Raw genomic sequence first — 24,791 nt, 5'->3', positions numbered from 1 at the left:
CGGTTCGACGGCATCAAGAGGGCGGGCGTCCGTACGGGCGCCCGCCCTCGGCGTTTCCGCCCTGTGCTCACGCGCAGGGACGGGTCCCCGACTCGGCCGGGGAGGCGGTGATCCAGGCCCTTTCGGGGGCGATCGCCTTCTCCCCGACGCTCCACAGGTCAGGCTGGGCCTGCCCGCGCGTGATCCCGACGAGCACGCGGTCGCCCGGGCGCGGCTGGGGTTCGGCGTCCGCGTCCATGGGGAAGACGATCCGGTCCTGGCCCTTGGCGGGCTTGTAGTAGCGGTCCACGTCCACGGTGACGCGGTCCTGGCCGGTGCCGGGGACGCGTTCGACCTCGGCGACGGTGCCCTCGGCCACGAGCCGGGCGCAGGCGAGATAGCCGGCGTGGCTGAGCCCGGATTCCTGGTCGCCGCGGTGCGGACCGGCCGCGGAGTCGGCGGCCGAGCTGCCCGCCGTGTCGTCCCCCGACCCGTAATCGCTCTGCACGACGAGCCAGCCCATGCCCACCACGACACCGGCGGCCACGGCCGCGGCGAGTCCCCGCAGGGCCACGACGAGGGGCCGCGGACGGCTCCGCCGCCCGGCCAGGGAGACCACACCCGCCCCGGCTTCCCCTTCCTGCCCGGCCCGGGACGCGGTCGGGTCGGCGGCAGCACGCGTGGGCGACAGACCGTCTGCCGACCCCACGACGGGAGCCGGCCCCGCCGAATCCCCGGCTTCCGCCCGGGCCTGCCCGCCGGCCTCCGGCTCGGCGTCGACCGCCGACCCCACGGCCGGGGTCCGCTCCGCCGCGCCCCCGGCTTCACCCCGGACCTGCGCGGCAGCCTCCCGCTCGGCACCGGCTGCCCCGGCCGCCGTCCCGGTGTCGCGCGCCAGCGTGTCCCCGATCAGCAGGAGATGTTCCCGCAGCAGTGTCACGTCCGCGGCCGCCGCACGGTGGGCTGCCACGAAGGACGCGTCCCGCCGGGCCCCCTCCGGCAGCGGGTCGTCGATGAGCGCCGCCATCAGCGCGTCCACGCCGTCGTAGTCGGCGTCGCGCCGGTCGTCGTCGTTCCGGGCGGTCACGTCACACCACCTCGTCCTCGTGCAGGCGGGCGCGCAGAGCCCGTACCGCCGTGTGCAGCCTGCTCTTGACCGTGCCCTCCGGGACGCCGAGCTGCTCGGCGATGGACCGCACCGGCAGGTCGGCGTAGAAACGCAGCACGACGACCTGCCGCTGGGCGTCGGGCAGCTCGTCCAGGCCCTGGGCGACGGCGACGGACAGCACGCTGGTGTCCTCGCCGGAGGGATGCTCCAGTTGCCGCAGGGCGGCCAGCCGCTCCCCGAGCCGCTCCTGGCGGCGCTTGGCCCGGTGCCAGTCCATGGCGAGGTTGGAGGCGACGACCGCCGCCCACGCCGAGACGTCCCGCGGCGCCTCCTGGCCGCTCGCGGCCCGCTCCAGCAACCGCAGGCGGACCTGCTGCACCCCGTCCGGCAGGTCCGCCTGCGGCACTCCGCCGAGCGCGAGCACCGCCCGCACCCGGCGCTCCTGTGCCGCGTCCAGCGGATCGTCACCGGTCCCGGCGTGCGCCTCCCGGCCCCGCCGGGCCCTCCCGCGCAGCAGCACAAGCCACCCCCCTCGCCGTGTTTCTCCTATGACGCCGACACGGCCCGGAACGTTCGGTCCTTTTCCCGGAAGGCGTGACAGGACGACAGAGGCGTACGTCACACTCCCGTGTGGCCGAGAGCAACAGGGGCAGGCGACCTTGCGGCGTATGCCCCCCGGCAGATGAATTTCTCCAGCTCAGCGGGGGCGGGCGCCGGACGTCCGCAACCATGGAACGGGACACGTCGTCCCACTCTCCGGGCAGACCGGGGAAAGAAGTGGACAGGTGGGCCTTGGTCGGCCGCATGATGGAAAAGCCTCGGCCAAGCAACGAGCACGTGAAGAGACGCAGGAGAGGGAGTCACCGTGAGGGTCGGAATCGTCGGAGCCACCGGACAGGTGGGCACGGTCATGCGCAGGATCCTCACGGAACGGAACTTCCCGGTCACGGAACTGCGTCTGTTCGCCTCCGCCCGCTCGGCGGGCACGCAGCTGGACGGCGTGACGGTGGAGGACGCCTCGACCGCCGACTACACCGGCCTGGACATCGTGCTGTTCTCCGCGGGCGGTACCACCTCCAAGGCGCTGGCCGAAAAGGTCGCCTCCCAGGGCGCCGTCGTGATCGACAACTCCTCCGCGTGGCGCAGGCACCCGGAGGTACCGCTGGTCGTCTCCGAGGTGAACCCTCACGCGATCGCGGACCGCCCCAAGGGCATCATCGCCAACCCGAACTGCACGACGATGGCCGCGATGCCGGTGCTCCGTCCGCTGCACGCCGAGGCCGGCCTGGAAGCCCTGGTCGTGGCCACCTACCAGGCGGTCTCCGGCTCCGGCCTCGCGGGTGTCGCCGAGCTGCACGGCCAGACGCAGAAGGTCGTCGCCGAAGCGGACAAGCTGACGCACGACGGCGCGGCGGTCGACTTCCCCGAGCCGGGCGTCTACAAGCGCCCCATCGCCTTCAACGTGCTGCCGCTCGCGGGCAACATCGTCGACGACGGTCTGAACGAGACCGACGAGGAGCAGAAGCTCCGCAACGAGTCCCGCAAGATCCTGGAGATCCCCGGGCTGAAGGTCTCCGGCACCTGCGTGCGCGTCCCGGTCTTCTCCGGCCACTCGCTGCAGATCAACGCCCGCTTCGCCCGCCCGATCTCCCCGGAGCGCGCGACGGAGCTGCTGAAGGACGCCCCGGGCGTCGAGCTCTCCGACATCCCCACCCCCCTCCAGGCCGCCGGCAACGACCCGTCCTACGTCGGCCGCATCCGCCGCGACGAGACGGTGGACAACGGCCTGGCCCTCTTCGTCTCCAACGACAACCTCCGCAAGGGCGCGGCCCTCAACGCGGTCCAGATCGCGGAGCTGGTGGCGGCCGAGCTGAAGGGCTAGGCCCTGCGCACCTCGTAGCCCCTGCGCACCTCATAGAGGAAGCACCCGTACTCGACGGCCCGGACGTGGACGAGCGCCACGGCCGGGTCGTCGAACGCTTCCGTGAGGGCCTCGTCGAAGTCGCCAGGCTCCTCGACCAGCCGCCCGCCCAGGATGTGCCCCTCGGCGGAGTAGCGGCGGACCGTGCGGTGGGCGTTGGTGAAGGGCAGGGCGGCGTCGGCGTCCGGTCCCGGGCAGTCGTCGGCGTGGATGAAGACCGGGCCCACTTCGTCGTACGCGCCGGGGTCGACGCCCTGTTCCGCCGCCCAGCGGCGCAGGGGGGCGTACGACACCAGGGCGATGCGCTCGCCGGGCTCACTGCGGTCCAGACAGCAGCGGAGGGGTGCCCCGCCCTCGGCGTCGGTGAAGGGGGCCGTGGGACGGCCCGCGTCGTCCGTCGTGCGCAGTTCCTTCAGGACGCGCGGGGCGATGGGTTGTGCGGTGTACGTCGTCGTCATGCTCCTCAGGCTGGCGCGCCCGGGACCTCCGTACCGGCGGAATACGGACGTCGTGTTGTGCCTGCATGCCGGGCCCCTCGCCGGGTCATCCGACCGTTCGTGCGCCCGCCTCCGTCGGGAAATACGGCAGCACGTGTTCCGCGAGTTCGGCCATCACCTCCACCGCCGGACGCGTGCTGTGACGGAGGTTCAGCAGGAGCTGGTCGACGCCGCCCGCCTGGTATGTCTCGAAGAGCTCGATGAGCGGTTCGCGTCCCATGGACCAGCCCTGGGGAAGGGGCCGGGGCGCCGCGCGGGGGTTGTCGTGGAGGACGAGGTAGCCGGCCTGGCCGTACGGCTTGAAGCCGGGGCTGCCCGGCTCACCGGTGAGGCGGCGCCAGCGGGTGGTGTTCATGCGTTGCTGTTCGGGAGTGAGGGCGGTGTAGAGCCAGCCGTCGGCGTGTTCGGCGGTCCATTCCAGTGGCTGCCCGCCGCGGCCGGTCATCAGCATCGGCAGTCGGCCGTGGAGCGGTTTTGGTACGACTTCCATGCCAGGGTCCAGTTCTCCGAGCGGCGACGCGTAGCCGGCGGTGGACGGTCCGGTGAGGTGCCGGAGATAGTCCCAGCCGTCGCGCAGCCGGGTCCCGATGTCCGCTGTGGTGAGGCCGAACGCGGGAACTTCGGCGGAGCGGTCCCCGGCGGCGAGGCCGAGCAGCATTCGTCCGCCCGAGAGGTGGTCGACCGAGACCGCGGCCTTGGCGACGTGAGCGGGGTGGCGCAGCGGGAGCACGGTGCTGGCCGTGCCGAGGGTGATGCGCCGGGTGACGGTGGCCAGGGCCCCCAGGTACACCCAGGGGTCGTAGAGCTGTCCGCCGTCCCCCTGGCCGGGCACGAGGAGCGGGACGTCGCGCAGCCAGAGCGACGCGAAGCCCAGGTCCTCGGCGGTGCGGGCGAGCTCCAGATGGTCCGCCATGGTGGGGAGGTCGCCGACGAACGACTCCAGGGGCGTGATCAGCCCGAGGGTGGCCCGGCCCCCGGGGAAGGCGCGTGCCATCCCCGGGGGCGCGGCCGACCGTGACGGACAGACCGCGACGGGCTCAGCACGCATGGGATTCGGAGTGTGACCGGAGGGCCTGCTTCAGCCGGGCGTTCTCCTCTTCCAGATACGCGATCCGCTGCTGGACCGGGGCGAGCGCGTCCTCCAACTCGGCCTCGGTGTAGCGCGGTTCGATGTGCTGGGGGCAGTTCCAGTCGTACGCCTCGACCTGGATGAGGACGATCCGCTCGACCTTCGCCCGGTAGCCGCCGGGCAGCAGGTCGCCGGCCGACTGCGGCCACTGGTCGATGCCGGCGGTGCGGGCACGGCCGAGGATCTTCAGCCGGCTCCGGGACGGATAGTCCATGAGGAGCAGCGAGACACGGTCGTCGGTGTCGAGGTTCCCGGCGGTGATGTACTGCTTGTTTCCCCGGTAGTCGGCGAGGCCCAGCGTCCGGTCGTCGAGGGCCCGCAGGAAGCCCGGGGGGCCGCCACGGTGCTGGACATAGGGCCAGCCCGTGGAGCCCGTCGTGGCGAGATAGAAGCTGGTCCTGGTGGCGGCGAACTCGGCCTCGTGCTCGGTCAGGCGGTCGGCGGTCTCGGGGCCCGCCGTCATGTGCGCGTAGTTGAGGCGGCTGCCGTGCCTCTCCTGGTGGCTGCGCACCTGTTCGGTGAACAGCAGCTGTCCGTAGCGGCTTGTCATCGGGCGCGGCCTACCACCAGTAGGTGGGGTAGCGAGCGGTCTTGCCGCTGCGCCCTGCGACGATCCCGACGCCGACGATCACCAGCGTGGCGAGCAGCAGGAGCAGCAGGAACAGGGCGGTCTGCGGCTCGGTGAGGACCACGATGACCGAGGTGGCGGCGGCGGGCGAGTGCGGTGTACGGGCCGCGGCCATCGCGCCGATGGCCGGGAACTCGGATGTTCACGAGGCCCCCGGCCCTTCGGCGTGCACCCGGCGGCCGGCCGCCGGACCGGCCCCTGGCCGCCCCACGGTCGTACGCCGCCCGAGGGGTGGCTCCATGGCATCGCGGAACCGGGTGGGCGCGGGTCACGGGGAGTTGTGGCGGGCGTAGTGGCGGCGGGCCTTGGCGCGGTTGCCGCAGCCCGCCATCGAGCACCAACGCCGGGTTCCGTTCTTCGAGACGTCGTAGAAGTGCAGCACGCATTCGTCGTTGGCGCAGGGGCGTATCCGGTCGGGGCGGTCGGCGAGCAGCCGCAGGAAGTTCTCGGCCGCCGACCAGGCCGGCAGCCAGGACGGCGCGTCCACCTCGACGAGGGTGTCCGGCCGGCCGTCGGGGCGCAGCAGGTGGCGGACCAGGCCGTGCGCCAGGACGTCGTTGACGGCGGTCACCGCGGCCGGGGCCGGACCGTCCTCCAGAGCGGTGGTGACGGCCTCGTCCAGGGCGGCGCGCGTCTGCAGGAGCCGCTCCAACGTGCTCTCGTCGGCCGGTACGGGACGGTCGCCGAGGCTTGCGCGGACGGGCGGGCTGCCCAGCCACACGGCCAGGCCCGCCACGGAGTCCAGCAGGTCGTGGCGGCCCTCGGCATCGATCCATCGGGTGTTGAGCAGGTCGATGGAGAGGGGCTCGCCGGTCAGCGGCCGGGGGTCGGCCTCGATGGGTGACGACACGGGCCAGGTCCTTCCTGCGAGGCGGAGACGGGCATCACCCCGCCAACGATAACCGGTCATCCCTTGATCACCGGTTGACGACCCTGAACATAACCATTAACTTCATTTTCAACGGTTACGAGAACGCCTCGTGGCCCCTACAGAAGGCATGTGATCGACGATGAGCAAGGCACCCGACCTGCAGACCGGTCACGTCGGACTGAACGTCACCGACATGGACCGCTCGCTGCCCTTCTACCGCGAGGTCTTCGACTTCGACGTGCTGGCCGAAGGCAAGGACGAAGGCCGCCGCTGGGCGTTCCTCGGCCGTGGCTCCAGCCTGCTCGTCACGCTCTGGCAGCAGAGCGACACCGGCTTCGCCGCGGACCGGGCCGGCCTGCACCACCTCTCCTTCCAGGTGGACACCATCGAGGAGGTCAGGGCGACCGAAGAGGTGCTGCGCGGTCTGGGCGCCGAGTTCAGCTACGACGGCGTCGTGCCGCACGGCGAGAGCGCCACCTCCGGCGGCATTTTCTTCACCGACCCCGACGGCATCCGTCTGGAGGTCTACGCGCCCACTGGAGCCAACCCGGCCGACGCTCCCACCACCGGCGCGCCGACCTGCGGCTTCTTCTAGGAAGCCGCCACACCCGGCGTCGGCCGCTCCCCCATGTCGGACCCATCGGAAAGGAATGCCGTGGCCACGTATCACAGCGGTGAAATCGCGGTGCAGAAGCGTGCGGCCCTCACTGACCAGGCGCACTTCTCCCTCGGCGGGATCGGCGACTCCGTTCCCGACGTCGCGGCGGCATTCCTGGCCGAACAGCCGATGATCGTCGTGGGGAGCACCGAGCGCACGGGTCGCGTCTGGGCCACCCAGCTGACGGGGGCACCCGGGTTCCTCCGGGTGCCCGACCCCCGCACCCTCGTCATCGACGCGCTCCCGCTCCCCGAGGACCCGCTGTCGGCGGTACTGGCGGAAGCCGGGGCCGACGGTCCGGCCCGGATCGGGATGATCGCCATCGAGCCCGCCACCCGGCGCCGGATGCGGATGAACGGCACGGCCGTCCGGGACGCCGGCGGCCTGCGCGTCGACCTCGACCAGGTCATCGCCAACTGCCCCAAGTACATACAGAAGCGCGAACACCACGCCCTGCCGCTCGGCGAGGAGGCGCAGGCGGCCGGCGCCCGTACCGTCACCGACGGGACGGAACTCAGCGCAGCCCAGCGCAGGGCGGTGAGCGCCGCGGACACCTTCTTCATCGCCACCGCCTCCGACCGCGGCGACGCGGACGCCTCACACCGCGGCGGAAACCCCGGCTTCGTACGGGTTCTCTCCCCGACGCTGCTGCGCTGGCCCGACTACGTGGGGAACGCCATGTTCCTCACGTTGGGCAACCTGATGCTCAACCCGGCCGCGGGCATCGTCGTCCCCGACTGGGAGACGGGCTCCACGCTCCAGCTGACCGGCACCGCACGCATCGTGTGGGACGCCGAGGAGATCGCGCGGATTCCCGGCGCGCAGCGACTGGTGGAGTTCTCCGTCGAGGCCGTACGAGAGATCTCGGCAGCCTCACCCCTGCGCTGGACGGCGCCCGGTTACTCACGCTTCAACCCGCCGGTGGCCTGAGCGGCCCCGGCCCCTTCACCCGACCTTGCACCCGCAACGGAGCCAGACATGCAGATCACCGTGGACATGAAGCTCTGCGAGAGCCACGGGCAGTGCGTCTTCGCGGCGCCCGAGATCTTCTCCTTCGACGACGAGGACTACCTCGTGTACGACGCCGGTCCGTCCGAGGCCCTGCGCGACAAGGCCGAGAAGGCCGCCGCCGTCTGCCCGGTGCGTGCCATCACCGTCGGTCCGGCCGCCTCGTGAGCCGCACCGACTTCCGCGAACTGCTGATCGTCGGCGCCTCCCTGGCCGGCCTGCGGGCGGCCGAGGCGCTGCGCGCCCAGGGTTTCACCGGGGCGCTGACCATCGTCGGCGAGGAACCTCACCGGCCTTACGACCGTCCGCCGCTGTCGAAGCAGGTGCTGACCTCCGACGGCCCGCCCCCGGGCACCGAACTGCCGCTGCCCGGGAATCTCGGGGCCCGCTGGCTGCTCGGCCGGCCGGCGGTCGCCCTCGACGAGCGCACGAGGACCGTCACCCTGTCCGACGGGTCGCGCCTGCCGTTCGACGGGCTGGTCATCGCGACCGGTTCCACCGCGCGCGGCTGGCCCTCGGACCGGCCGGCACCGCCGCGGGGTGTGTTCACCCTCCGCGGCCGGGACGACGCGCTGGCGCTGCGGGCCGAACTGGTGCCGGGGCGCCGGCTCGTCGTCGTGGGAGCGGGTTTCCTCGGCGGCGAGATCGCGGCCGCCGCCCGTGGCCGGGGCCTCGACGTCACCCTGATCGAGGCGGGCTCCCAGCCGCTGGAACGCGCCATCGGCACCGAGGGCGGCGCATACATGGCCGCGTTGCACCGAGAGGCGGGCATCGACCTGCGGACCGGCACCACGATCACGGACTTCTGCTCGTCGGCCGACGGCCGCATCACCGCCGTCCGGCTCTCGGACGGCTCCGAACTGCCTGCCGACACCGCCGTGCTGGCCCTCGGAGCGGTCCCCGCCACGGGCTGGCTGGCCGGCTCCGGTCTCGCGGCCGAGGGCGGCGTGCGCTGCGATCCGTATCTGCGCGCCCTGCGCTCCGACGGGACGGTCGCGCCCGGTGTGGTCGCCGCCGGAGACGTCGCCGAGGTGCCGCAGCCGTTGGCCGACGGTGAGCCACTGGCGCTGGGCCACTGGACCAACGCCGTGGAACACGCGGCCACCGCCGCGCACACGCTCCTCGACCCGGCTGCCCCACGGCCCTACGAGGGCGTACCGACCTTCTGGTCGGACCTGCACGCCGTCAAGATCCGCTCGGTCGGTCTGCCCGCCGTGGCGGACGAGGCCCGCGTCGTCGAGTACGACCTCGCCGCCCGCCGCCTCGACATCGCCTACCACCGGGCCGGCCGGCTGATCGGCGCCCTGACCATCGGCCGGACGAGCCGCCTCGCGGCCTACCGCAACGCACTGTGGCAACCACGGGAGGAACGGCCGCGGACGGCCGCCTGAGGATCAACCGACTGCCGATGGCGATGTCCTCGGAGAGCCAGGGGCAGTCCGGACGAGCGATCACCTCACCACACAGGACACCGTCTCCGGAACGGTATCCCTGGGAGATACCCAGGTCGTCGCCTGATGACAGGCTGCCGTGGAAAGATGGCGCAACCCACCCATACCGAGGAGATGACCGCGTGCCTGGCACAAACCTGACCCGCGAAGAGGCGCAGCAGCGGGCGAAGCTGCTCGCCGTTGACTCGTACGAGATCGAACTCGACCTCTCCGGCGCGCAGGAGGGCGGCACCTACCGGTCCGCGACCACGGTGCGCTTCGACGTCGCGGAGAACGGGGCCGAGTCGTTCATCGACCTGGTGGCCCCGACCGTGCACGAGGTGACCCTCAACGGGGACTCCCTCGACCCCGCCGAGGTCTTCGCGGACTCCCGGATCGCCCTGCGCGGCCTGCTGGAGGGCCGCAACATCCTCCGGGTGGTCGCCGACTGCGCGTACACCAACACCGGTGAGGGCCTGCACCGTTTCGTCGACCCGGTCGACGACCAGGCCTACCTCTACACCCAGTTCGAGGTGCCGGACGCCCGCCGGGTGTTCGCGAGCTTCGAGCAGCCGGACCTCAAGGCGACCTTCCAGTTCACCGTGAGGGCGCCGGAGGGCTGGACCGTCATCTCCAACTCGCCCACGCCCGAACCGCAGGACAGCGTCTGGGTCTTCGAGCCGACGCCGCGCATCTCGACGTACATCACGGCGCTCATCGTCGGCCCGTACCACTCGGTGCACAGCGTGTACGAGAAGGACGGCCAGTCCGTGCCGCTCGGCATCTACTGCCGCCCCTCGCTCGCCGAGTACCTCGACTCGGACGCCATCTTCGAGGTGACCCGGCAGGGCTTCGAGTGGTTCCAGGAGAAGTTCGACTACGCGTACCCGTTCAAGAAGTACGACCAGCTGTTCGTGCCGGAGTTCAACGCGGGCGCGATGGAGAACGCGGGCGCGGTGACCATCCGCGACCAGTACGTGTTCCGGTCGAAGGTGACGGACGCGGCGTACGAGGTGCGCGGGGAGACCATCCTGCACGAGCTGGCCCACATGTGGTTCGGCGACCTCGTGACCATGGAGTGGTGGAACGACCTGTGGCTGAACGAGTCGTTCGCCACGTACACCTCCATCGCCTGCCAGGCGCACGCGCCCGGGAGCCGGTGGCCGCACGCGTGGACCACCTTCGCCAACTCCATGAAGACCTGGGCCTACCGGCAGGACCAGCTGCCGTCCACGCACCCGATCATGGCCGAGATCCGGGACCTGGACGACGTCCTGGTCAACTTCGACGGCATCACGTACGCCAAGGGCGCCAGCGTCCTGAAGCAGCTCGTCGCCTACGTCGGCATGGACGAGTTCTTCCGGGGCGTGCAGGCCTACTTCAAGCGCCACGCCTACGGCAACACGCGCCTGTCCGACCTGCTGGGCGCCCTGGAGGAGACCTCCGGCCGCGATCTGAAGACGTGGTCGGAGAAGTGGCTCCAGGCGGCCGGGATCAACATCCTGCGCCCGGAGATCGAGACGGACGCGGACGGTGTCGTCACGTCCTTCGCCATCCGCCAGGAGGCCCCGGCCCTGCCCTCCGGCGCCAAGGGCGAACCGACGCTGCGCCCGCACCGGATCGCCGTCGGCCTGTACGAACTGGACGACGCGAGCGGCAAGCTGGTCCGCGAGGAGCGGATCGAGCTGGACGTGGACGGCGAGCTGACCGCCGTACCGCAGCTGGTCGGCAAGCGCCGCCCGGCCGTGATCCTGCTCAACGACGACGACCTGTCCTACGCGAAGGTCCGCCTGGACGAGCAGTCCCTGGCCTTCGTGACGGAACACCTCGGCGACTTCGAGTCCTCCCTGCCGCGCGCCCTGTGCTGGGCGTCGGCCTGGGACATGACCCGTGACGCCGAGCTGCCCGCCCGCGACTACCTCTCGCTGGTGCTGTCCGGCATCGGCAAGGAGTCCGACATCGGCGTCGTGCAGTCGCTGCACCGCCAGGTGAAGCTGGCGGTCGACCTGTACGCCGACCCGGCCGCCCGCGAGGCGCTGCTGGCCCGCTGGACCGACGCGACGTTGGCCCATCTGCGGGCGGCGGCGCCGGGCAGCGACCACCAGCTGGCGTGGGCGCGCGCGTTCGCCGCGACGGCCCGCACGCCCGAGCAGCTGGACCTGCTGGACGCCCTGCTGGACGGCTCGCAGACGATCGAGGGCCTGGTCGTCGACACGGAGCTGCGCTGGGCGTTCGTCCAGCGGCTCGCGGCGGTGGGCCGGTTCGACGAGACGGAGATCGCGGGCGAGTACGACCGTGACCGTACGGCCGCCGGTGAGCGTCACGCCACCACGGCCCGCGCGGCCCGGCCCACCCCGGAGGCCAAGGCGGAGGCGTGGGCGTCGGTCGTCGACTCCGACAAGCTGCCGAACGCCGTGCAGGAGGCGGTCATCGCCGGCTTCGTCCAGACCGACCAGCGCGAGCTGCTCGCCCCGTACGCGGACCGCTACTTCGAGGTGGTCAAGGACATCTGGGAGTCCCGCTCCCACGAGATGGCCCAGCAGATCGCGGTCGGCCTCTACCCGACGGTCCAGGTCTCCCAGGAGACCCTGGACAAGACGGACGCCTGGCTGACCTCCGCCGAGCCGAACGCGGCCCTGCGGCGGCTGGTCTCGGAGTCCCGCGCGGGCGTGGAGCGCGCGCTGCGGGCCCAGCGGGCGGACGCGGCGGCGGAGTAGCCGTTCAAGTCATCACGGCTGCGGGGGCGCCCGGCTTTGTGCCGGGCGCCCCTCTTTTTGCCGGCGCTCGCCGACGAGAACCGGCGCCGGGTCGTGGCCGAACTCGCCGCACGGCCGGACGAGGAGCGGCTGTGCGCCTCCTTCGAGCTGCCGGTGAGCAAGTCCAGCCGTACCCATCACTGGCGAGTGCTGCGCGAGGCGGGTCTGGTGTACCAGCGCGACGCCGGCAACCGGCTGTACATGCGCCTGCGCAAGGACGACCTGGACCACCGGTTCCCCGGGCTGATCCAGGCCGTCATCGCCGCGGACCGGGGTCCGCGCTGACGTACGCCTCGGGCCTGGTGTCGCGCCGGGACACAGCAGGCCGTGTCGCCCGGCCGAAGGCGGGGATGCGCGGGGCCGCCACCTTCCGCCGCGGGCCGATCTGGCCCGCCACCGTCGCCCCGAACGCCAGCGCCATGCCCGCCAGTTGCACCGGCGTCAGCGCCTGGCCGAGTGCCGCCCAGCCGACGACGGCCGCGGTCAGCGGGGAGAGCGGGCCGAGGAAGGTCACCTGGGTGGCGGTGAGACGGCCGATGCCGCGGAACCACAGCCAGTACGCGATCGCCGTGTTCGCGACGGCGAGGTAGAGGTAGCCGCCGACGGCCCGGCCGTCCAGTGCCGGCGGCGCGCCCTCGACGAGGAAGGCGAGGGGCGCGATCAGCAGGCCGCCCGCGGTCAGCTGCCAGCCGGTGAGGGCCAGCGGGCCGACGCCCTCGGGGCGTCCCCACCGCTTGGTGAGCACGGTGCCGGTGGACATGGACGCGGTGGAGGCGAGGGCCGCCAGCACGCCCGGCAGGTCCAGCGCCCCGGCCGCCTGGAGCACGACCAGGCTGACACCGAACGCGGCCGCGACCCCCGTGAGCAGCGTGCGCGGCGTCGGCCGCTGCCCCAGCAGCAACGCCGCGAGGCCGACCACGAACAGCGGGCCGACGGAGCCGACGACCGCCGCCATACCGCCGGGCAGCCGGTACGCGGCGAGGAACAGCAGCGGGAAGAAGGCGCCGATGTTCAGCGCGCCCAGCACCACCGACTTCCACCACCAGGCACCGCGCGGCAGCACCCGGGCCAGGGCGAGCAGCAGCAGACCGGCCGGCAGAGCGCGCATGAGGCCGGTGAACAGGGGGCGGTCGGCCGGGAGGAACTCGGTGGCGACGGCGTAGGTCGTGCCCCAGGAGACGGGGGCGAGGGCGGTGAGGGTGATGAGAGCCGGGCGGGAGATGGCCATGAGCGCGCCCTTCAAGTAGGTCGATGGAAAGTAGCTTAGCCCTAAGCAACTTTCCGTCAAGCTACTTTCTTGCGGGTGACCCAGAGGGGCCGGATACTCGTGCCATGAGCGAACGCCCCGAGCAGCGCAAGGACCCCGTCGACGCGATCATCGACCAGTGGGCGACGGTGCGGCCCGACCTCGACACCGCCGCCATGGAGGTCTTCGGCCGCATCTACCGGCTCTCACGCGCGATGGGCGACCGGACGGAGAAGGCGTACGCGCAGTTCGGGATCGGCCGCGGCGAGTTCGACGTCCTCGCGACACTGCGCCGCGCCGGTGAGCCCTACACGCTCTCGCCCCGCCAGCTCTCCGCGACGCTGATGCTCACGACCGGGGGCATGACGGGGCGCCTGGACAAGCTGGAGCGCGCGGGCCTGCTGCGCCGCTCCCCCGATCCGCACGACCGGCGCGGCCTGCACGTCACCCTCACGGACAAGGGCCTGGAGCTGATCGACCAGGCGGTCGGCACCGGACTCGCCGTCCAGACGGAGGCGCTGTCCGGCCTCGACGCCGAGCAGGCCGGACAGCTGGCGGAACTGCTCAGGGAGCTGCTCCGGACGACGGAGGGCCGGCAGGACTGACCCGGCGCCCGCGCGTCCACCGGCCTGCCCCTGCGGCGGTGCCGGCCCGCCGAGGCACTACCCCACGTGGGCGGTGACGGCCGCCTCGATCGCCCGCGCGTCCGCCGCGTCGGCCGCCCACGCCGCGTACCCGTCGGGCCGCACCAGCACGGTCGTACGGCGGTCGCTCGCCCAGCGCTCCACGGCCAGCCGGTCCTCGCGGCCGGCCCCGGCCTTGTACGGCTCCGGGGTGATCAGCACGAACCGGCCGCCCCGCATCGCCTCGTGGAGGCGACCGCCTCCGGCCAGGGCGACGTCCGGGACGCGGTGGCCGGTGAAGCGGTGGGACCCGCGGGGCGCGGCGTAGCGGTAACCGATGCCGGTGACCTGGCCGAGCGCCTTGCGGCGGGCCGGGCCGACGGTGCCGAGGAAGGCGGCGAAGGCGGTCCGCAGGGCGATCGTCCAGGGCCGCCTGGCCATGGCGGCGCGCACGATACCGCCGCTGCTGCGCAGCACCGACCTGCCGACGGGGTGCCGTTCGGCCTGGTAGGTGTCGAGGAGCGCCTCGGCCGCGTGCCCCTCGACGACGGCGGCCAGCTTCCAGCTCAGGTTGGCCGCGTCCTGGAGGCCGGTGTTCATACCCTGGGCTCCGGCCGGGGTGTGGACGTGCGCGGCGTCCCCGGCGAGGAAGACCCGGCCGACCCGGTAGGCGGGCGCCTGCCGCTCGTCGCTGTGGAAGCGGGACATCCAGCGGGGGTCGTGCATGCCGAAGTCACGACCGAGGGCCCGCCGGGTGGTCTCCCTGATCTCGTCGAGTCCGACCGGCGCGTCGTCGGGGCGCTCGCGGCCGCGGTCCCAGCAGACGACGCGGTGGTAACCGTCGCCGAAGGGGACGACGAAGGCGAACGCGTCGCCGACGGCGTTGAAGGTGAGCAGCTCCCCGGGCTCCTCGGTCACCCGTACGTCCGCGAGCATGACCGAGCGAATCACCGAACGGCCGGGGAACGGCAGCCCGATCGCGTTCCGCACCGTGCTGCGCATCCCGTCGGCACCGACGACGTACGCCGCGCGCAGCGCCTCCGGGCCGCCGCCGGGCCCACGGACCTCGACCGTCACGCCCTGCGTGTCCTGCGTCAGCCCGGTCACCTCGGTCTCGTACCGGAACTCGACCCCGGACTGCCGCGCCCGCCGCTCCAGGGCCTTCTCCACCTCGTACTGCGGCAGGACGAGGAGGTGGTTGAAGCGGGAGGGGAGCGTGGAGAGGTCGAGGCTGAGGCGGCCATAGAGGCGGAACCGGCCGAGCCGCCGGCCCACCGCCTCCAGCTCCTCGGCCAGCCCTCGGGCGTCCAGCTGCTCCAGCGTGCGGGCGTGCAGGACGAACGCGCGGGACAGGTTGCTGATCTTGTGCGGGCGCTTCTCGACGACGGTGACGGGGATCCCGGCGGTGGCCAGGTCCCCGGCCAGGAGAAGGCCGGTGGGGCCGGAACCGACGACGATCACGGTACGGGTGGTGTCGCTCATCAGGGCCTCCCTGTAGGCCAACACGAGTTGGTCGACGACCGTTGGCCAACACACGTTTGCCAACACACGTTGACCCACGGTCGTCGACCAACGTAGAGCCGCACACAGACTTCGTCAACGCTTGTTGGCCTACAGATGTTGGCATACGCTCGTTGGCATGCCCGACAACAAGCCCACCGCTCCCACCGCCCCCGCCAGACGCTCGGACACCACCCGCGCCGCCATCCTCGACGCCGCCCGCGAGCGTTTCGCCGCCGACGGCTACGAGCGCGCCACCATCCGCACCATCGCGCGGGACGCGGGCATCGACCCGTCCATGGTGATGCGGTACTACGGCAGCAAGGAGGGCCTGTTCGCGGCCGCCGTCGCCATCGATCTCAAACTGCCCGACCTGGGCCCGCTGCCCCGCGAGGAGGTCGGGTCCGCCCTCGTGACCCACTTCCTCGCCATGTGGGAGGAGAACGAGGTCCTCACGGCCCTGCTGAGGGTCGGTGCCACCAACCAGGCCGGGGCCGAGCGCATGCAGGGCATCTTCCAGGACCAGCTGCTCCCGGTCGCCCGCCAGGTGTGCCCGGACCCCGAACAGGTCCCGGCGCGGGCCGCGCTCACCTCCACGCAGCTGCTCGGAATGGCTCTCGCCCGGTACGTCCTGCGCCTCCCGCCGGCCGTGGCGCTCAGCCGCCAGGAGATCGTGGCGTGGCTGGCACCGACGGTGCAGCGCTATCTGACGGCAGCGCATCCCTGACTCCCGGCCGGCTCACGACCGGCTCACGACCGGCTCACGGCCGTCGGAAAAAGCCGAGGGCGCCGCCCCGGTCGCCGCACGGCCGCATGCGCGGCGTACGTACGACGGGGACGGCGCCCTCGGAAAAGGTGCGCGGCGGACTCGGGAAGAGCCCTGATCAGGCGTTCGCGAACGAGCCCTGATCAGGCCTTCGCGTCGGCCTCGGTGCCGGCCTTGCCGTCAGCCTTGGTCGTGATGTTGGAGCTGGTCGGGTCCTTCTTCTTGTGCGACTTGTCGCCGATCATCACCAGAGCGTGGATGACCAGGTACAGCGCGATCGGGGCCACGACGAACAGGCCCAGCGTCTCGATGACGCTCAGGCCCGGGCCGGGGTCGTCACCGTCGTCGCGCGTGAGCGCGGAGGCGGGCGACGACATGAGCAGCATCATCAGCGTCGTACCGGCGGCCAGGGCGCCGGCGCGCAGGGCGTTCTTCTTGTCCACGGTGCCAAAAGTATCCAACGCCGGTCGGGGCCGCGCGCCCGGGGTGCCGTAAGAGGCGCCGTAGGCGGTGGCGCAAGGGTCGTCCTCAGCCGCCCGGTCCGTCACCCGGCTGCCGCAGTACCTCGACGAGGGCGTGCAGCCGGGGCGAGGCGGCCAGATCCTCCAAGGTCACGGGACGTCCCTGAGCGTCCGCGATCGGCAGCCGCCAGTTCGGATACTGGTCCCACGTCCCCGGGAGGTTCTGCGGGCGGCGGTCGCCCACCCCGTCCGGGAGCCAGACGCCGACCATGCGGGCCGGGGTGCGCAGCAGGAAGCGGTGGACGGCCTGGATCTCGGCCTCCTCCGAGGAGGTGTCGGTGCCGCCGGTGCCGTCCAGCAGGCCGAGGTGGGTGAGCAGGGCCAGCCACTCGGCGGTGTCGGCGGCGGCCTCGGCGCGCTCCTCCTCCAGGGGGCGGGTCAGCAGGCCCAGGCGGTCGCGGAGTTCGACGTGCTCGCCGGTGAGGCGCGCGGCCGTGGAGGGCAGGTCGTGCGTGGTGGCGGTGGCCAGGCAGTCGGCGCGCCAGCGGTCGGGGGGCAGGGGTCGGCCGTCGCCGTCCCAGTCGCGTTCGAACCACAGCACGGACGTGCCGAGCACCCCGCGTTCGCGCAGCGCCTCGCGCACACCCGGTTCGACGGTGCCCAGGTCCTCGCCGATGACCAGCGCCCCGGCCCGGGAGGCCTCCAGGACGAGGACGGCGAGCATGGCCTCGGCGTCGTAGCGGACGTAGGTGCCCTCGGTCGGGGGCCGGCCCTGCGGCACCCACCACAGGCGGGACAGGCCCATGACGTGGTCGATGCGCAGGGCTCCGGCGTAGCGGAACAGGGCGCGCAGCAGCTCGCGGAAGGGGGCGTAGCCCGACTCGGCCAGGCGGTCGGGGCGCCAGGGCGGCAGGCCCCAGTCCTGGCCGCGGGCGTTGAAGGCGTCCGGCGGGGCGCCCACCGACATGCCGGCGGCGAAGTACTCCTGCTGGGCCCAGGCGTCGGCGCCGCCGGGGTGGACGCCGACCGCGAGGTCGTGCACGATCCCGACCAGCATCCCGGCCTCGCGCCCGGCGCGCTGCGCGGCGGTCAGCTGGGTGTCGGTGAGCCAGGCGAGGCGGGACCAGAAGTCCACGCGGTCCATCAGGCCGTTGCGGGCCCGGGCGGTCTCGGCCGAGCGCGGGTCGCGCAGGCCGGTCGGCCAGCGGTGCCAGTCCGAGCCGTGCACCTCGGCGAGCGCGCACCAGGTGGCGTGGTCCTCCAGGGCCTGGCCCTGCTCGGCGAGGAAGTCGCAGTAGGCGGCGCGTCTGCCGGGGCCGAGCGGCACCTCGCACAGCAGCTCGAGCGCCTCCCGCTTGAGCTCCCACACGGCGTCCCGGTCGATCAGCGCGCCCTTCTCCAGTACGGCTTCGCGCAGTCGGCCGGAGCGCTCCAGCAGGGCGCGCAGCCGCTCACGATCCTCGACGTACGCGCATTCCGGGACGTCCTCGATGCGCAGGTGCACCGGGTCGGGGAAGCGGCGGGAGGAGGGCCGGTACGGGGAGGGGTCGGTGGGGGCGCCGGGCACGGCCGCGTGCAGCGGGTTGACCTGGACGAATCCGGCGCCGAGCGACCGTCCGGCCCAGCCGGCCAGCTCGGCGAGGTCGCCCAGGTCGCCCATGCCCCAGGAACGGCGGGACAGCAGGGAGTAGAGCTGGACGAGGAGTCCGTGGGAGCGTCCGGTCGGGGTGGGCAGTCGGGCCGGGGCGATGACCAGGTGGGCGGTGGCCGTGCGGCCGTCGGGGACGGTGGCGGTCAGCCGGTGGACCCCGGGCGGGAGGTGCTCGGCCGAGGCGCGGGTCTCGCCCTGCTCGGTCTCGATGAGCAGCCGGCTTCCGTCGGGGAGCGCCGCCAGGGCGGCCGGGGGGCCGGTACCCCAGCCGACCACCGTGGGCGGCAGCAGCCTGGTGCCCCGGTCCCGCTCCCGGGCGGCGAGCGCGGCGCGGACTGCGCCGGGCGTGCTCGCGTCCACGCCGAGAGCGGCCAGGGTGAGGGTGACCGCGGCGGCCGAGGCCGCGACCGTACGGTCCGGGGACGGGCTGTACGAAGTGGCGACGCCGAGCAGTTCGGCGAGGCGGGACAGGTCCTCGGAAGGCGGTTCGGCCGGCCGGGGTTCGGTCATCTACGACCTCGAGAAGTCCGGGACGAAGGTGAAGGCGAAGGGTTCGCTGGTGAGGGGGGCTGATTCGGCGAGCGGCGGCTCGCTGGTGAGGGGCCCGGCGTCGGGCAGCGGCGTCTCGCTGGTCAGCGGGGGCTCGGCGCAGGTGTTCTCGGAGCTGAAGACGCAGTAGTGGGGGTCTTCGTAGCGGGGATCGTCATAGTGGGGGTCGAGGTCGGCGGACGTGTCCGCCACGGGTTTGGACGGGTCCGCCACGGGTTTGGACTGGGCGGGGAGCGGAAGGAAAGTCATCGCAGCCACGGGGGCCTCCTTGTCGGGTACGACGTTCAACGGTTATCGCAGCCCTACCCAGTCGGCGCGAAGGCAGACACCCCAGGCCGGACATCGTGCTTCTGCTCACATTCCACTGCCCTCCACTCCTTCCAGATTCCGGCAATCCAGTGATAACGGCCACTCTCGTTGACACCTTCACCGGACGGGTGGTGGGCTCGTTCTCCCGGTCGAACACACCTGGAGGGGGCCTGTGGGACTGCGGCGTGGGAAGCGGGCGGCGGTTCTCGCCGTCGCCGTCGTCGCCGGAACCCTCGGCTCGGCGCCCGCCGCGGTGGCGGCCCCGCCGGTCCCGGGCCGGGCCGCGACACCCGCCTCCGACACCGCCGGGCCGAACCTCTCCGTCTGGCCGCGCCCCCAGTCCCTGCGCGCGAACGGCGCCCCGGTCGCGGTCACCGACGAGGTCGCCCTGGTCACCGGCCCGTCGGCGGACGGGTACGCCCTCGAAGCCCTGCGTGCGCTGCTGCGGCAGGCCGGGGCCCGTCGCATCACCGACTCCGCCCGGCCCGGGGCGCTGGTCGTGCGGGTGGGCACGGAGCCCGTCCGCCGGGGCGACCGCCACGCCCTCCCGGCCGGGGGATACGAGCTGTCCGTGGGCGGGGACGGCGTCTCCCTCACCGGCACCGGCGACGACGGCCTGTTCCACGCGGTGCAGACGCTGCGGCAACTCGTGCGCCCCGACGGCACGATCGCGGCCGCCGTCGTACGCGACTGGCCGGGCACCGCCGTGCGGGGCATCACCGAGGGCTTCTACGGCACCGCGTGGACGCACCGGCAGCGGCTGGAGCAGCTCGACTTCATGGGGCGCACCAAGCAGAACCGCTACCTGTACGCCCCGGGGGACGACCTGTACCGGCAGGCACGCTGGCGTGAGCCGTACCCGGCGGAGCAGCGCGCCGGGTTCCGGGAGCTGGCCGAGCGGGCCCGCGGCAACCACGTCACGCTCGGCTGGGCGGTGGCCCCGGGCCAGGCGATGTGCTTCGCGTCGGACTCCGACGTGCGCGCGCTGACCCGCAAGCTCGACGCGATGTGGGCGCTGGGCTTCAGGGCCTTCCAGCTCCAGTTCCAGGACGTCAGCTACAGCGAGTGGCACTGCGACGCGGACGCCGACCGGTTCGGGTCCGGCCCGCGGGCGGCCGCGCGGGCGCAGGCCCGGGTGGCGAACGCGGTGGCCCGGCACCTGGCGGAACGGCACCCCGGCGCGGCGGGTCTGTCGCTGATGCCGACCGAGTACTACGAGGACGGCACGACCGACTACCGGCGGGCCCTGGCCGGCACGCTGGCTCCGGGTGTCGAGGTGGCGTGGACGGGCGTCGGGGTGGTGCCGCGCACCATCACGGGCGGTGAACTGGCCGACGCCCGGGAGGCGTTCCGGCATCCGCTGGTCACGATGGACAACTACCCGGTCAACGACTACGAGCCCGGCCGTCTCTTCCTCGGCCCCTACCGGGGCCGCGAGCCGGCCGTCGCCACCGGTTCGGCGGCCCTGCTCGCCAATGCGATGCAGCAGCCCGAGGCGTCCCGCATCCCGCTGTTCACCGCCGCCGACTACGCCTGGAACCCCCGCGCCTACCGCCCCGGTGAGTCCTGGCGCGCCGCGATCGCCGACCTGGCGGGCGGGGACCGGCGCCGCGAGGAGGCCCTGACCGCGCTCGCCGGGAACGACGCCTCGTCGGTCCTCGGCGAGGAGGAGTCGGCGTACCTGCGCCCGCTGACCGAGGCGTACTGGCGGGCTCGTACAGCCGGTGGCACCGCCACCGGCGACGACGCCGCGCGGCGGCTGCGCGAGGCGTTCACGGTGCTGCGCGAGCTGCCCCGGCGGCTGTCGGGCACCGCCCTCGGCCCGGAGGTCGCCCCCTGGTCGCGGCAGCTGGCCCGTTACGGCGAGGCGGGCACGGCCGCGCTCGACATGCTGGACGCGCAGCGCGCCGGGGACGCGGCGGCGGCCTGGACGGCGTACCGCAGGCTCGGCGCGCTGCGGGACCGGCTGGAGCCGGCACCGGTCGAGGTCGGCACGGACGTCCTGGATGCCTTCCTGCGGCGGGCGCAGAAGGCGTACGCGGCCTGGTCGGGCATCGACCACGAGCCGCCCCCGAGCCCCGGCGACCCGGGTGACGGCCGCACCCTGCGCTTCCCCGGCCCCCGGTCCCTCACGGCCGTGACGGCCCTCACCGACCCCGGTACCGAGGGGAACGTCGAGGTGCACGTGCCGGGCCGGGGCTGGCAGCGGGCCGGCCGGCTGGCCGCTTCGGGCGCGACCGAGGTGCGGGCAGGGCAGCGCGTGGACGCCGTACGGGTCACCGGTCCCGCCCCGTCCCGCGTACGCCACTTGGTGCCGTGGTTCGCGGACTCCCCCGCCACCTCCCTCGAGCTGACGCGGGACCGCGTGGACGCCGAGACCGGCAGGCCGCGGCGGCTGTCGGCCGGGCTGAGCTCGCTGCGCCCCGCCGACGCCCGCGGCAGGCTCACGGTCGAGGCGCCCGAGGGCGTGCGGGTGAAGGTCCCCGGGACCGAACTGTCCGTGCCGCGCGGCACGAAGGTGGAGGTCCCCGTCGAGGTGACCGTGGAACGCGGTGCGCCGAAGCGCTCCTACGACATCCGGCTGGGGTTCGCGGGAGCGACCCGCACCCTCACCGTCCGGGCGTTCCCGCCCACCGGCGGACCCGACCTGGCCCGCGCCGGCACGGCGCGCTCCTCGGGCGACGAGACGCCCGACTTCCCCGCGTCGGCGGCGAACGACGGCGACCCGGACACCCGCTGGTCGTCCCCGGCCGACGACGGCGCCTGGTGGCAGGTCGACCTGCCGCGCCCGGCGCGGCTCGGCCGGGTCGTGCTGCGCTGGCAGGACGCCCACCCCTCGGCGTACCGCGTCCAGGTGTCGCCGGACGGCCGCCGCTGGCGCACGGCGGCGGCGGTACGGGACGGCAGGGGCGGCCGGGAGAGCGTCCGCATGGACGAGCGCGACGTGCGCTTCGTACGGGTGCAGGGCGAGAAGCGGGCCACGCCGTACGGGTACTCGCTGTGGTCGGTGGAGGCGTACGCCGTCACGGACTGAACCCACCCCTCGGGCCCGGGCCGGGAAATTGGGCCGCCGACTATTCACTCAGTACATGTACTGAGTACATAATGATCGGCATGAGCACCCGCCACATTCTGCTGGGCCTGCTCGCCACGGGTCCGAGCCACGGCTACGACCTCAAGCGACGCCACGACGAACGCTTCCCGCAGGCCCGCCCGCTGGCCTACGGGCAGGTCTACACGACGCTCCAGCGCCTCGTCCGGGACGGCCTCGCCGAGATCGAGGGCACCGACTCGGACGGCGGCCCGGAGCGGACGACGTACCGCGCCACGGACGAGGGGACGCGCGAACTGTCCCGCTGGGCCGGGCAGATCACGCCGCCCGCACCCTTCGTGGCGAACGAGATCTTCGCCAAGGTCGTCGTCGCGATCCTCTCGGGCGGCGACCCGGCCGCGTATCTGAGCGCCCAGCGCGCCGCCCACATGGAGCGGATGCGGGAGCTCACGGCCCTCAAGGCCGCGAAGGGCGCGGACCTGGCGACCGTGCTCTCGGCGGACTACGCCCTCAACCACCTCGACGCCGACCTCCGCTGGATGAGCACCACGGCGGCCCGGCTCACCACCCTGACCGCGGAGGTCGACGCAGCATGAACAGACCCGTGCCTCTTCTCACGGCCAGTGGCCTCACCAAGGCGCACGGCAGGACGCCCGCCCTGCGCGGGGCGTCGGTCGAGCTGCACGCCGGTGAGATCCTCGCCGTCACCGGCGCGAGCGGCAGCGGGAAGTCGACGCTGCTGCACTGCCTGGCCGGGATCGTCCGGCCCGACGAGGGCTCGGTGTCCTACGACGGCCGGCGGCTGGCGGACCTGCCCGAGAAGCACCTGAGCCGGCTGCGGCGGACCGAGTTCGGCCTGGTGTTCCAGTTCGGGCAGCTCATCCCCGAGCTGACGGCCCTGGACAACGTCGCCCTGCCGCTGCTGCTGGCCGGCACCGGCCGCGCCCTGGCCCGGGCCCTGGCCGGTGAGTGGCTGGAGCGGTTCGGCGTGCGCGGGCAGCAGGACCTGCGGCCGGGCGAGATGAGCGGCGGCCAGGCCCAGCGGACCGCGCTGGCCCGGGCCCTGGTCACGGGCCCGAGGGTGGTCTTCGCCGACGAGCCGACCGGGGCTCTGGACTCGCTCGCCGGCGAGCAGGTCATGACGGCCCTGGTCACCACGGCCCGCGAGTCGGGCACGGCGGTCCTGCTCATCACCCACGACGCCCAGGTGGCGGCGTACGCGGACCGGGAGGTCCAGCTGCGGGACGGCGCCGTGGCACCGCTGGGGGTGACGGCATGAAGGCGCTGCGTACCGATCTGCGCCTCGCCTGGGAGCTGACGCGTGGTTCCGACCGCGGGGAGTGGTGGCGGGTGGCGCTGACGGCGACGGGTGCCGCGCTCGCGACGGGGTTCGCGCTCGGCGCCGTCGCCCTGGCCTCGCTGCGGGGCAGCTACCGGGTGCCCGTCGCCGCGGGCCTGCTGGACGAGCCCGGCACGCGGTCCGGTGTGATCGTCGGCCTGCTGCTTCTGCTCGTGCCGGTGCTGGGGTTCCTCGGCCAGTGCACCCGGATCGGGGCCGTGCACCGCGACCGGCGGCTGGCCGGGCTGCGGCTGGCCGGGGCGACGCCCTGGCAAGTGCGGCGGATCACCGCGCTGGAGACCGGGCTGGCCTGTCTGCTGGGCTCGGCGGTCGCCACCGTCCTGTCGGTGCTGGTCCTGCTGCGCCAGTGGGACCGGCCGACCGCCCTGGCCTGGGTGGGGATCGCCCTGGTCGCCGTCGCCGTACCGGTGCTGGGCGCGACGGCGGGCGCACTGGCGCTGCGCAGGGTCGTGGCCTCCCCGCTCGGCTGGGTGCGCCGGGTCGGGCCGCGCAGCGGACGGGGGCCCGGGCTGCTGTTCCTGGCCGGGGTGCTGCTCGTCGCGGTGCTGGCGCTGCTGACCGTGGCCACCACGTCCACGACCGCCCCCAACCGGCCGAACGGAGGGCCGCCGCTGCAGCTGATGGGCGTGGTCCTCGCGGTCGGCGCGGGCGCGGTGTGGCTCTCCGGGGCCACCGCGAAGGCGACCGGGCGGGTCCTCGCGGTCCGGGCCCGGTCGGCGGCGACGCTGATCGCGGCGGAACGGCTGCGCGACGACCCCTGGTCGGCCGCCCGCGCGCACGCGGCGGTGCTGCTGGTGACGGTCGTGGGTACCGGCTTCCTGGGCATCCGGCAGGTGCTGAGCGACGCGGTGCGCACCCAGCGATTCTCCGCACCCGCGTCCTACTACACCACCGGCCTCGACCTCACCGGCGCCGCGATCGCCATCGCTTTCGCGATCACCCTGTCCGGCCTCGCCGTCGGCACCGCCGAGTCCCTGGCCACCCGCCGCCGGGGCCTGGCCGCGCAGGCCGCCGCCGGGGTGCCGCGCACGGTGCTCGGCCGGGCCCTGCTGCTGGAGACCGCGCTGCCGCTCGCCCCCGCCGTGCTGCTCTCGGGCGTGGGCGGGACGGCCATCGGCATCTGGTACGCCCTGCTCGTCGGCCGGCCGGTGCCCTGGGCGATCGCTCTGGTCCCGGTCGCCGTCTACGCCGCCTGCCTCCTGGCCGCGGCCACCTCACTGCCCCTGCTGCGCCGCTCGGTACGCCCGGGGGAGCTGCGGTACGCCTGAGCGCCCCTCCTCATGACGGGC

General features: G+C 73.4%; 25 protein-coding genes. 13 read left to right on the top strand and 12 right to left on the bottom strand.

All coding sequences use genetic code 11. The features are described 5' to 3' along the window. Window positions 1–67: 67 nt before the first annotated feature. Entirely contained in the window at window positions 68–1,066 is a 999-nt protein-coding gene (locus ACZ3I3_RS27045; RefSeq protein ID WP_467369247.1) for a hypothetical protein, read from the bottom strand. Between the two features lies 1 nt (window position 1,067). After that, a complete protein-coding gene (locus tag ACZ3I3_RS27040) occupies window positions 1,068–1,604 on the bottom strand; it encodes an RNA polymerase sigma factor (protein WP_399409327.1) in 537 nt (178 codons plus the stop codon). A 348-nt stretch (window positions 1,605–1,952) separates the two neighbouring features. On the opposite strand from ACZ3I3_RS27040, the gene ACZ3I3_RS27035 reads away from it, so the two are divergent. Then, window positions 1,953–2,969, top strand: a complete 1,017-nt coding sequence (locus ACZ3I3_RS27035; protein WP_467369245.1) for an aspartate-semialdehyde dehydrogenase — start codon at window positions 1,953–1,955, stop codon at window positions 2,967–2,969. On the opposite strand, the gene ACZ3I3_RS27030 is transcribed toward ACZ3I3_RS27035, so the two are convergent. From ACZ3I3_RS27030 to ACZ3I3_RS27010, 5 genes are all read right to left on the bottom strand, one after another. Beyond that, the gene (locus ACZ3I3_RS27030; protein ID WP_467369244.1) at window positions 2,966–3,466 is read right to left on the bottom strand and encodes a DUF1203 domain-containing protein; all 501 of its coding nucleotides are present in this window, start codon (window positions 3,464–3,466) and stop codon (window positions 2,966–2,968) included. The two genes, ACZ3I3_RS27035 and ACZ3I3_RS27030, sit on opposite strands and share 4 nt — an antisense overlap. 85 nt (window positions 3,467–3,551) lie before the next feature. Continuing rightward, window positions 3,552–4,553, bottom strand: coding sequence for a TIGR03571 family LLM class oxidoreductase (locus tag ACZ3I3_RS27025; RefSeq protein ID WP_467369242.1), 1,002 nt, complete (start codon window positions 4,551–4,553; stop codon window positions 3,552–3,554). Further along, a complete protein-coding gene (locus ACZ3I3_RS27020; RefSeq protein WP_467369240.1) occupies window positions 4,543–5,184 on the bottom strand; it encodes a pyridoxamine 5'-phosphate oxidase family protein in 642 nt (213 codons plus the stop codon). The genes ACZ3I3_RS27025 and ACZ3I3_RS27020 overlap by 11 nt, the downstream gene beginning before the upstream one ends. Window positions 5,185–5,194: 10 nt before the next feature. Next, complete coding sequence (locus tag ACZ3I3_RS27015; RefSeq protein ID WP_467369238.1) at window positions 5,195–5,377, bottom strand: HPP family protein; 183 nt, start codon at window positions 5,375–5,377, stop codon at window positions 5,195–5,197. A 153-nt stretch (window positions 5,378–5,530) separates the two neighbouring features. Beyond that, complete coding sequence (locus tag ACZ3I3_RS27010; protein ID WP_467369236.1) at window positions 5,531–6,112, bottom strand: CGNR zinc finger domain-containing protein; 582 nt, start codon at window positions 6,110–6,112, stop codon at window positions 5,531–5,533. 160 nt (window positions 6,113–6,272) lie between these two features. Here ACZ3I3_RS27010 and ACZ3I3_RS27005 point away from each other — a divergent pair, with 160 nt between their 5' ends. The 6 genes from ACZ3I3_RS27005 (at window position 6,273) to ACZ3I3_RS26980 (ending at window position 12,270) form a co-directional block, all read left to right on the top strand. Then, window positions 6,273–6,728, top strand: coding sequence for a VOC family protein (locus ACZ3I3_RS27005; protein ID WP_467369234.1), 456 nt, complete (start codon window positions 6,273–6,275; stop codon window positions 6,726–6,728). 60 nt (window positions 6,729–6,788) lie between these two features. Continuing rightward, window positions 6,789–7,721 (top strand): pyridoxamine 5'-phosphate oxidase family protein, encoded by a 933-nt coding sequence (locus tag ACZ3I3_RS27000; RefSeq protein WP_467369232.1) that lies wholly within the window; start codon window positions 6,789–6,791, stop codon window positions 7,719–7,721. 48 nt (window positions 7,722–7,769) lie between these two features. Further along, a complete protein-coding gene (locus tag ACZ3I3_RS26995; RefSeq protein WP_467369230.1) occupies window positions 7,770–7,967 on the top strand; it encodes a ferredoxin in 198 nt (65 codons plus the stop codon). After that, a complete protein-coding gene (locus ACZ3I3_RS26990) occupies window positions 7,964–9,190 on the top strand; it encodes an NAD(P)/FAD-dependent oxidoreductase (RefSeq protein WP_467369228.1) in 1,227 nt (408 codons plus the stop codon). Before ACZ3I3_RS26995 ends, ACZ3I3_RS26990 begins: the two co-directional genes overlap by 4 nt. 182 nt (window positions 9,191–9,372) lie before the next feature. Next, the gene (pepN, locus tag ACZ3I3_RS26985) at window positions 9,373–11,946 is read left to right on the top strand and encodes an aminopeptidase N (RefSeq protein WP_467369226.1); all 2,574 of its coding nucleotides are present in this window, start codon (window positions 9,373–9,375) and stop codon (window positions 11,944–11,946) included. A 57-nt stretch (window positions 11,947–12,003) separates the two neighbouring features. Next, window positions 12,004–12,270 carry an ArsR/SmtB family transcription factor gene (locus tag ACZ3I3_RS26980; RefSeq protein WP_467369224.1) on the top strand — a complete coding sequence of 89 codons (267 nt, stop codon included), beginning with the start codon at window positions 12,004–12,006 and terminating at the stop codon, window positions 12,268–12,270. Here ACZ3I3_RS26980 and ACZ3I3_RS26975 read toward each other — a convergent pair. After that, window positions 12,242–13,213, bottom strand: a complete 972-nt coding sequence (locus ACZ3I3_RS26975; RefSeq protein ID WP_467369222.1) for an EamA family transporter — start codon at window positions 13,211–13,213, stop codon at window positions 12,242–12,244. The two genes, ACZ3I3_RS26980 and ACZ3I3_RS26975, sit on opposite strands and share 29 nt — an antisense overlap. A gap of 104 nt (window positions 13,214–13,317) precedes the next feature. Between ACZ3I3_RS26975 and ACZ3I3_RS26970 the strand changes: the two genes are divergently transcribed. Then, window positions 13,318–13,836 (top strand): MarR family winged helix-turn-helix transcriptional regulator, encoded by a 519-nt coding sequence (locus ACZ3I3_RS26970; RefSeq protein WP_467369221.1) that lies wholly within the window; start codon window positions 13,318–13,320, stop codon window positions 13,834–13,836. 57 nt (window positions 13,837–13,893) lie between these two features. On the opposite strand, the gene ACZ3I3_RS26965 is transcribed toward ACZ3I3_RS26970, so the two are convergent. After that, a complete protein-coding gene (locus ACZ3I3_RS26965) occupies window positions 13,894–15,336 on the bottom strand; it encodes an FAD-dependent monooxygenase (RefSeq protein ID WP_467369219.1) in 1,443 nt (480 codons plus the stop codon). 157 nt (window positions 15,337–15,493) lie between these two features. On the opposite strand from ACZ3I3_RS26965, the gene ACZ3I3_RS26960 reads away from it, so the two are divergent. Further along, window positions 15,494–16,081 carry a TetR/AcrR family transcriptional regulator gene (locus ACZ3I3_RS26960; protein WP_467369217.1) on the top strand — a complete coding sequence of 196 codons (588 nt, stop codon included), beginning with the start codon at window positions 15,494–15,496 and terminating at the stop codon, window positions 16,079–16,081. A 182-nt stretch (window positions 16,082–16,263) separates the two neighbouring features. Here ACZ3I3_RS26960 and ACZ3I3_RS26955 read toward each other — a convergent pair whose 3' ends face one another. The 3 genes from ACZ3I3_RS26955 to ACZ3I3_RS26945 form a co-directional block, all read right to left on the bottom strand. After that, on the bottom strand, window positions 16,264–16,563 hold the full coding sequence (locus ACZ3I3_RS26955; protein WP_467369215.1) for a hypothetical protein: 300 nt from the start codon (window positions 16,561–16,563) through the stop codon (window positions 16,264–16,266). An 85-nt stretch (window positions 16,564–16,648) separates the two neighbouring features. Then, window positions 16,649–18,742, bottom strand: coding sequence for a 4-alpha-glucanotransferase (gene malQ, locus ACZ3I3_RS26950; RefSeq protein ID WP_467369213.1), 2,094 nt, complete (start codon window positions 18,740–18,742; stop codon window positions 16,649–16,651). Beyond that, window positions 18,743–19,039: a hypothetical protein gene (locus tag ACZ3I3_RS26945; RefSeq protein WP_467369211.1), complete on the bottom strand. Its 297-nt coding sequence runs from the start codon at window positions 19,037–19,039 to the stop codon at window positions 18,743–18,745. It abuts the gene before it with no gap. Between the two features lie 223 nt (window positions 19,040–19,262). On the opposite strand from ACZ3I3_RS26945, the gene ACZ3I3_RS26940 reads away from it, so the two are divergent. The 4 genes from ACZ3I3_RS26940 to ACZ3I3_RS26925 all read left to right on the top strand — a co-directional run bounded on the left by ACZ3I3_RS26940 (window position 19,263) and on the right by ACZ3I3_RS26925 (window position 24,770). After that, window positions 19,263–22,124, top strand: coding sequence for a beta-N-acetylglucosaminidase domain-containing protein (locus tag ACZ3I3_RS26940; protein WP_467369209.1), 2,862 nt, complete (start codon window positions 19,263–19,265; stop codon window positions 22,122–22,124). 80 nt (window positions 22,125–22,204) lie between these two features. Continuing rightward, window positions 22,205–22,738, top strand: a complete 534-nt coding sequence (locus tag ACZ3I3_RS26935; RefSeq protein ID WP_467369207.1) for a PadR family transcriptional regulator — start codon at window positions 22,205–22,207, stop codon at window positions 22,736–22,738. Next, complete coding sequence (locus ACZ3I3_RS26930; RefSeq protein ID WP_467369205.1) at window positions 22,735–23,421, top strand: ABC transporter ATP-binding protein; 687 nt, start codon at window positions 22,735–22,737, stop codon at window positions 23,419–23,421. Before ACZ3I3_RS26935 ends, ACZ3I3_RS26930 begins: the two co-directional genes overlap by 4 nt. Beyond that, window positions 23,418–24,770: an FtsX-like permease family protein gene (locus ACZ3I3_RS26925; RefSeq protein ID WP_467369204.1), complete on the top strand. Its 1,353-nt coding sequence runs from the start codon at window positions 23,418–23,420 to the stop codon at window positions 24,768–24,770. The genes ACZ3I3_RS26930 and ACZ3I3_RS26925 overlap by 4 nt, the downstream gene beginning before the upstream one ends. Window positions 24,771–24,791 lie beyond the last annotated feature (21 nt).

The organism is Streptomyces sp. NPDC016851 (assembly GCF_055562795.1).
The sequence above is the reverse complement of the archived record's forward strand: the minus strand, read 5'-3'. Positions and strand labels throughout refer to the sequence as shown.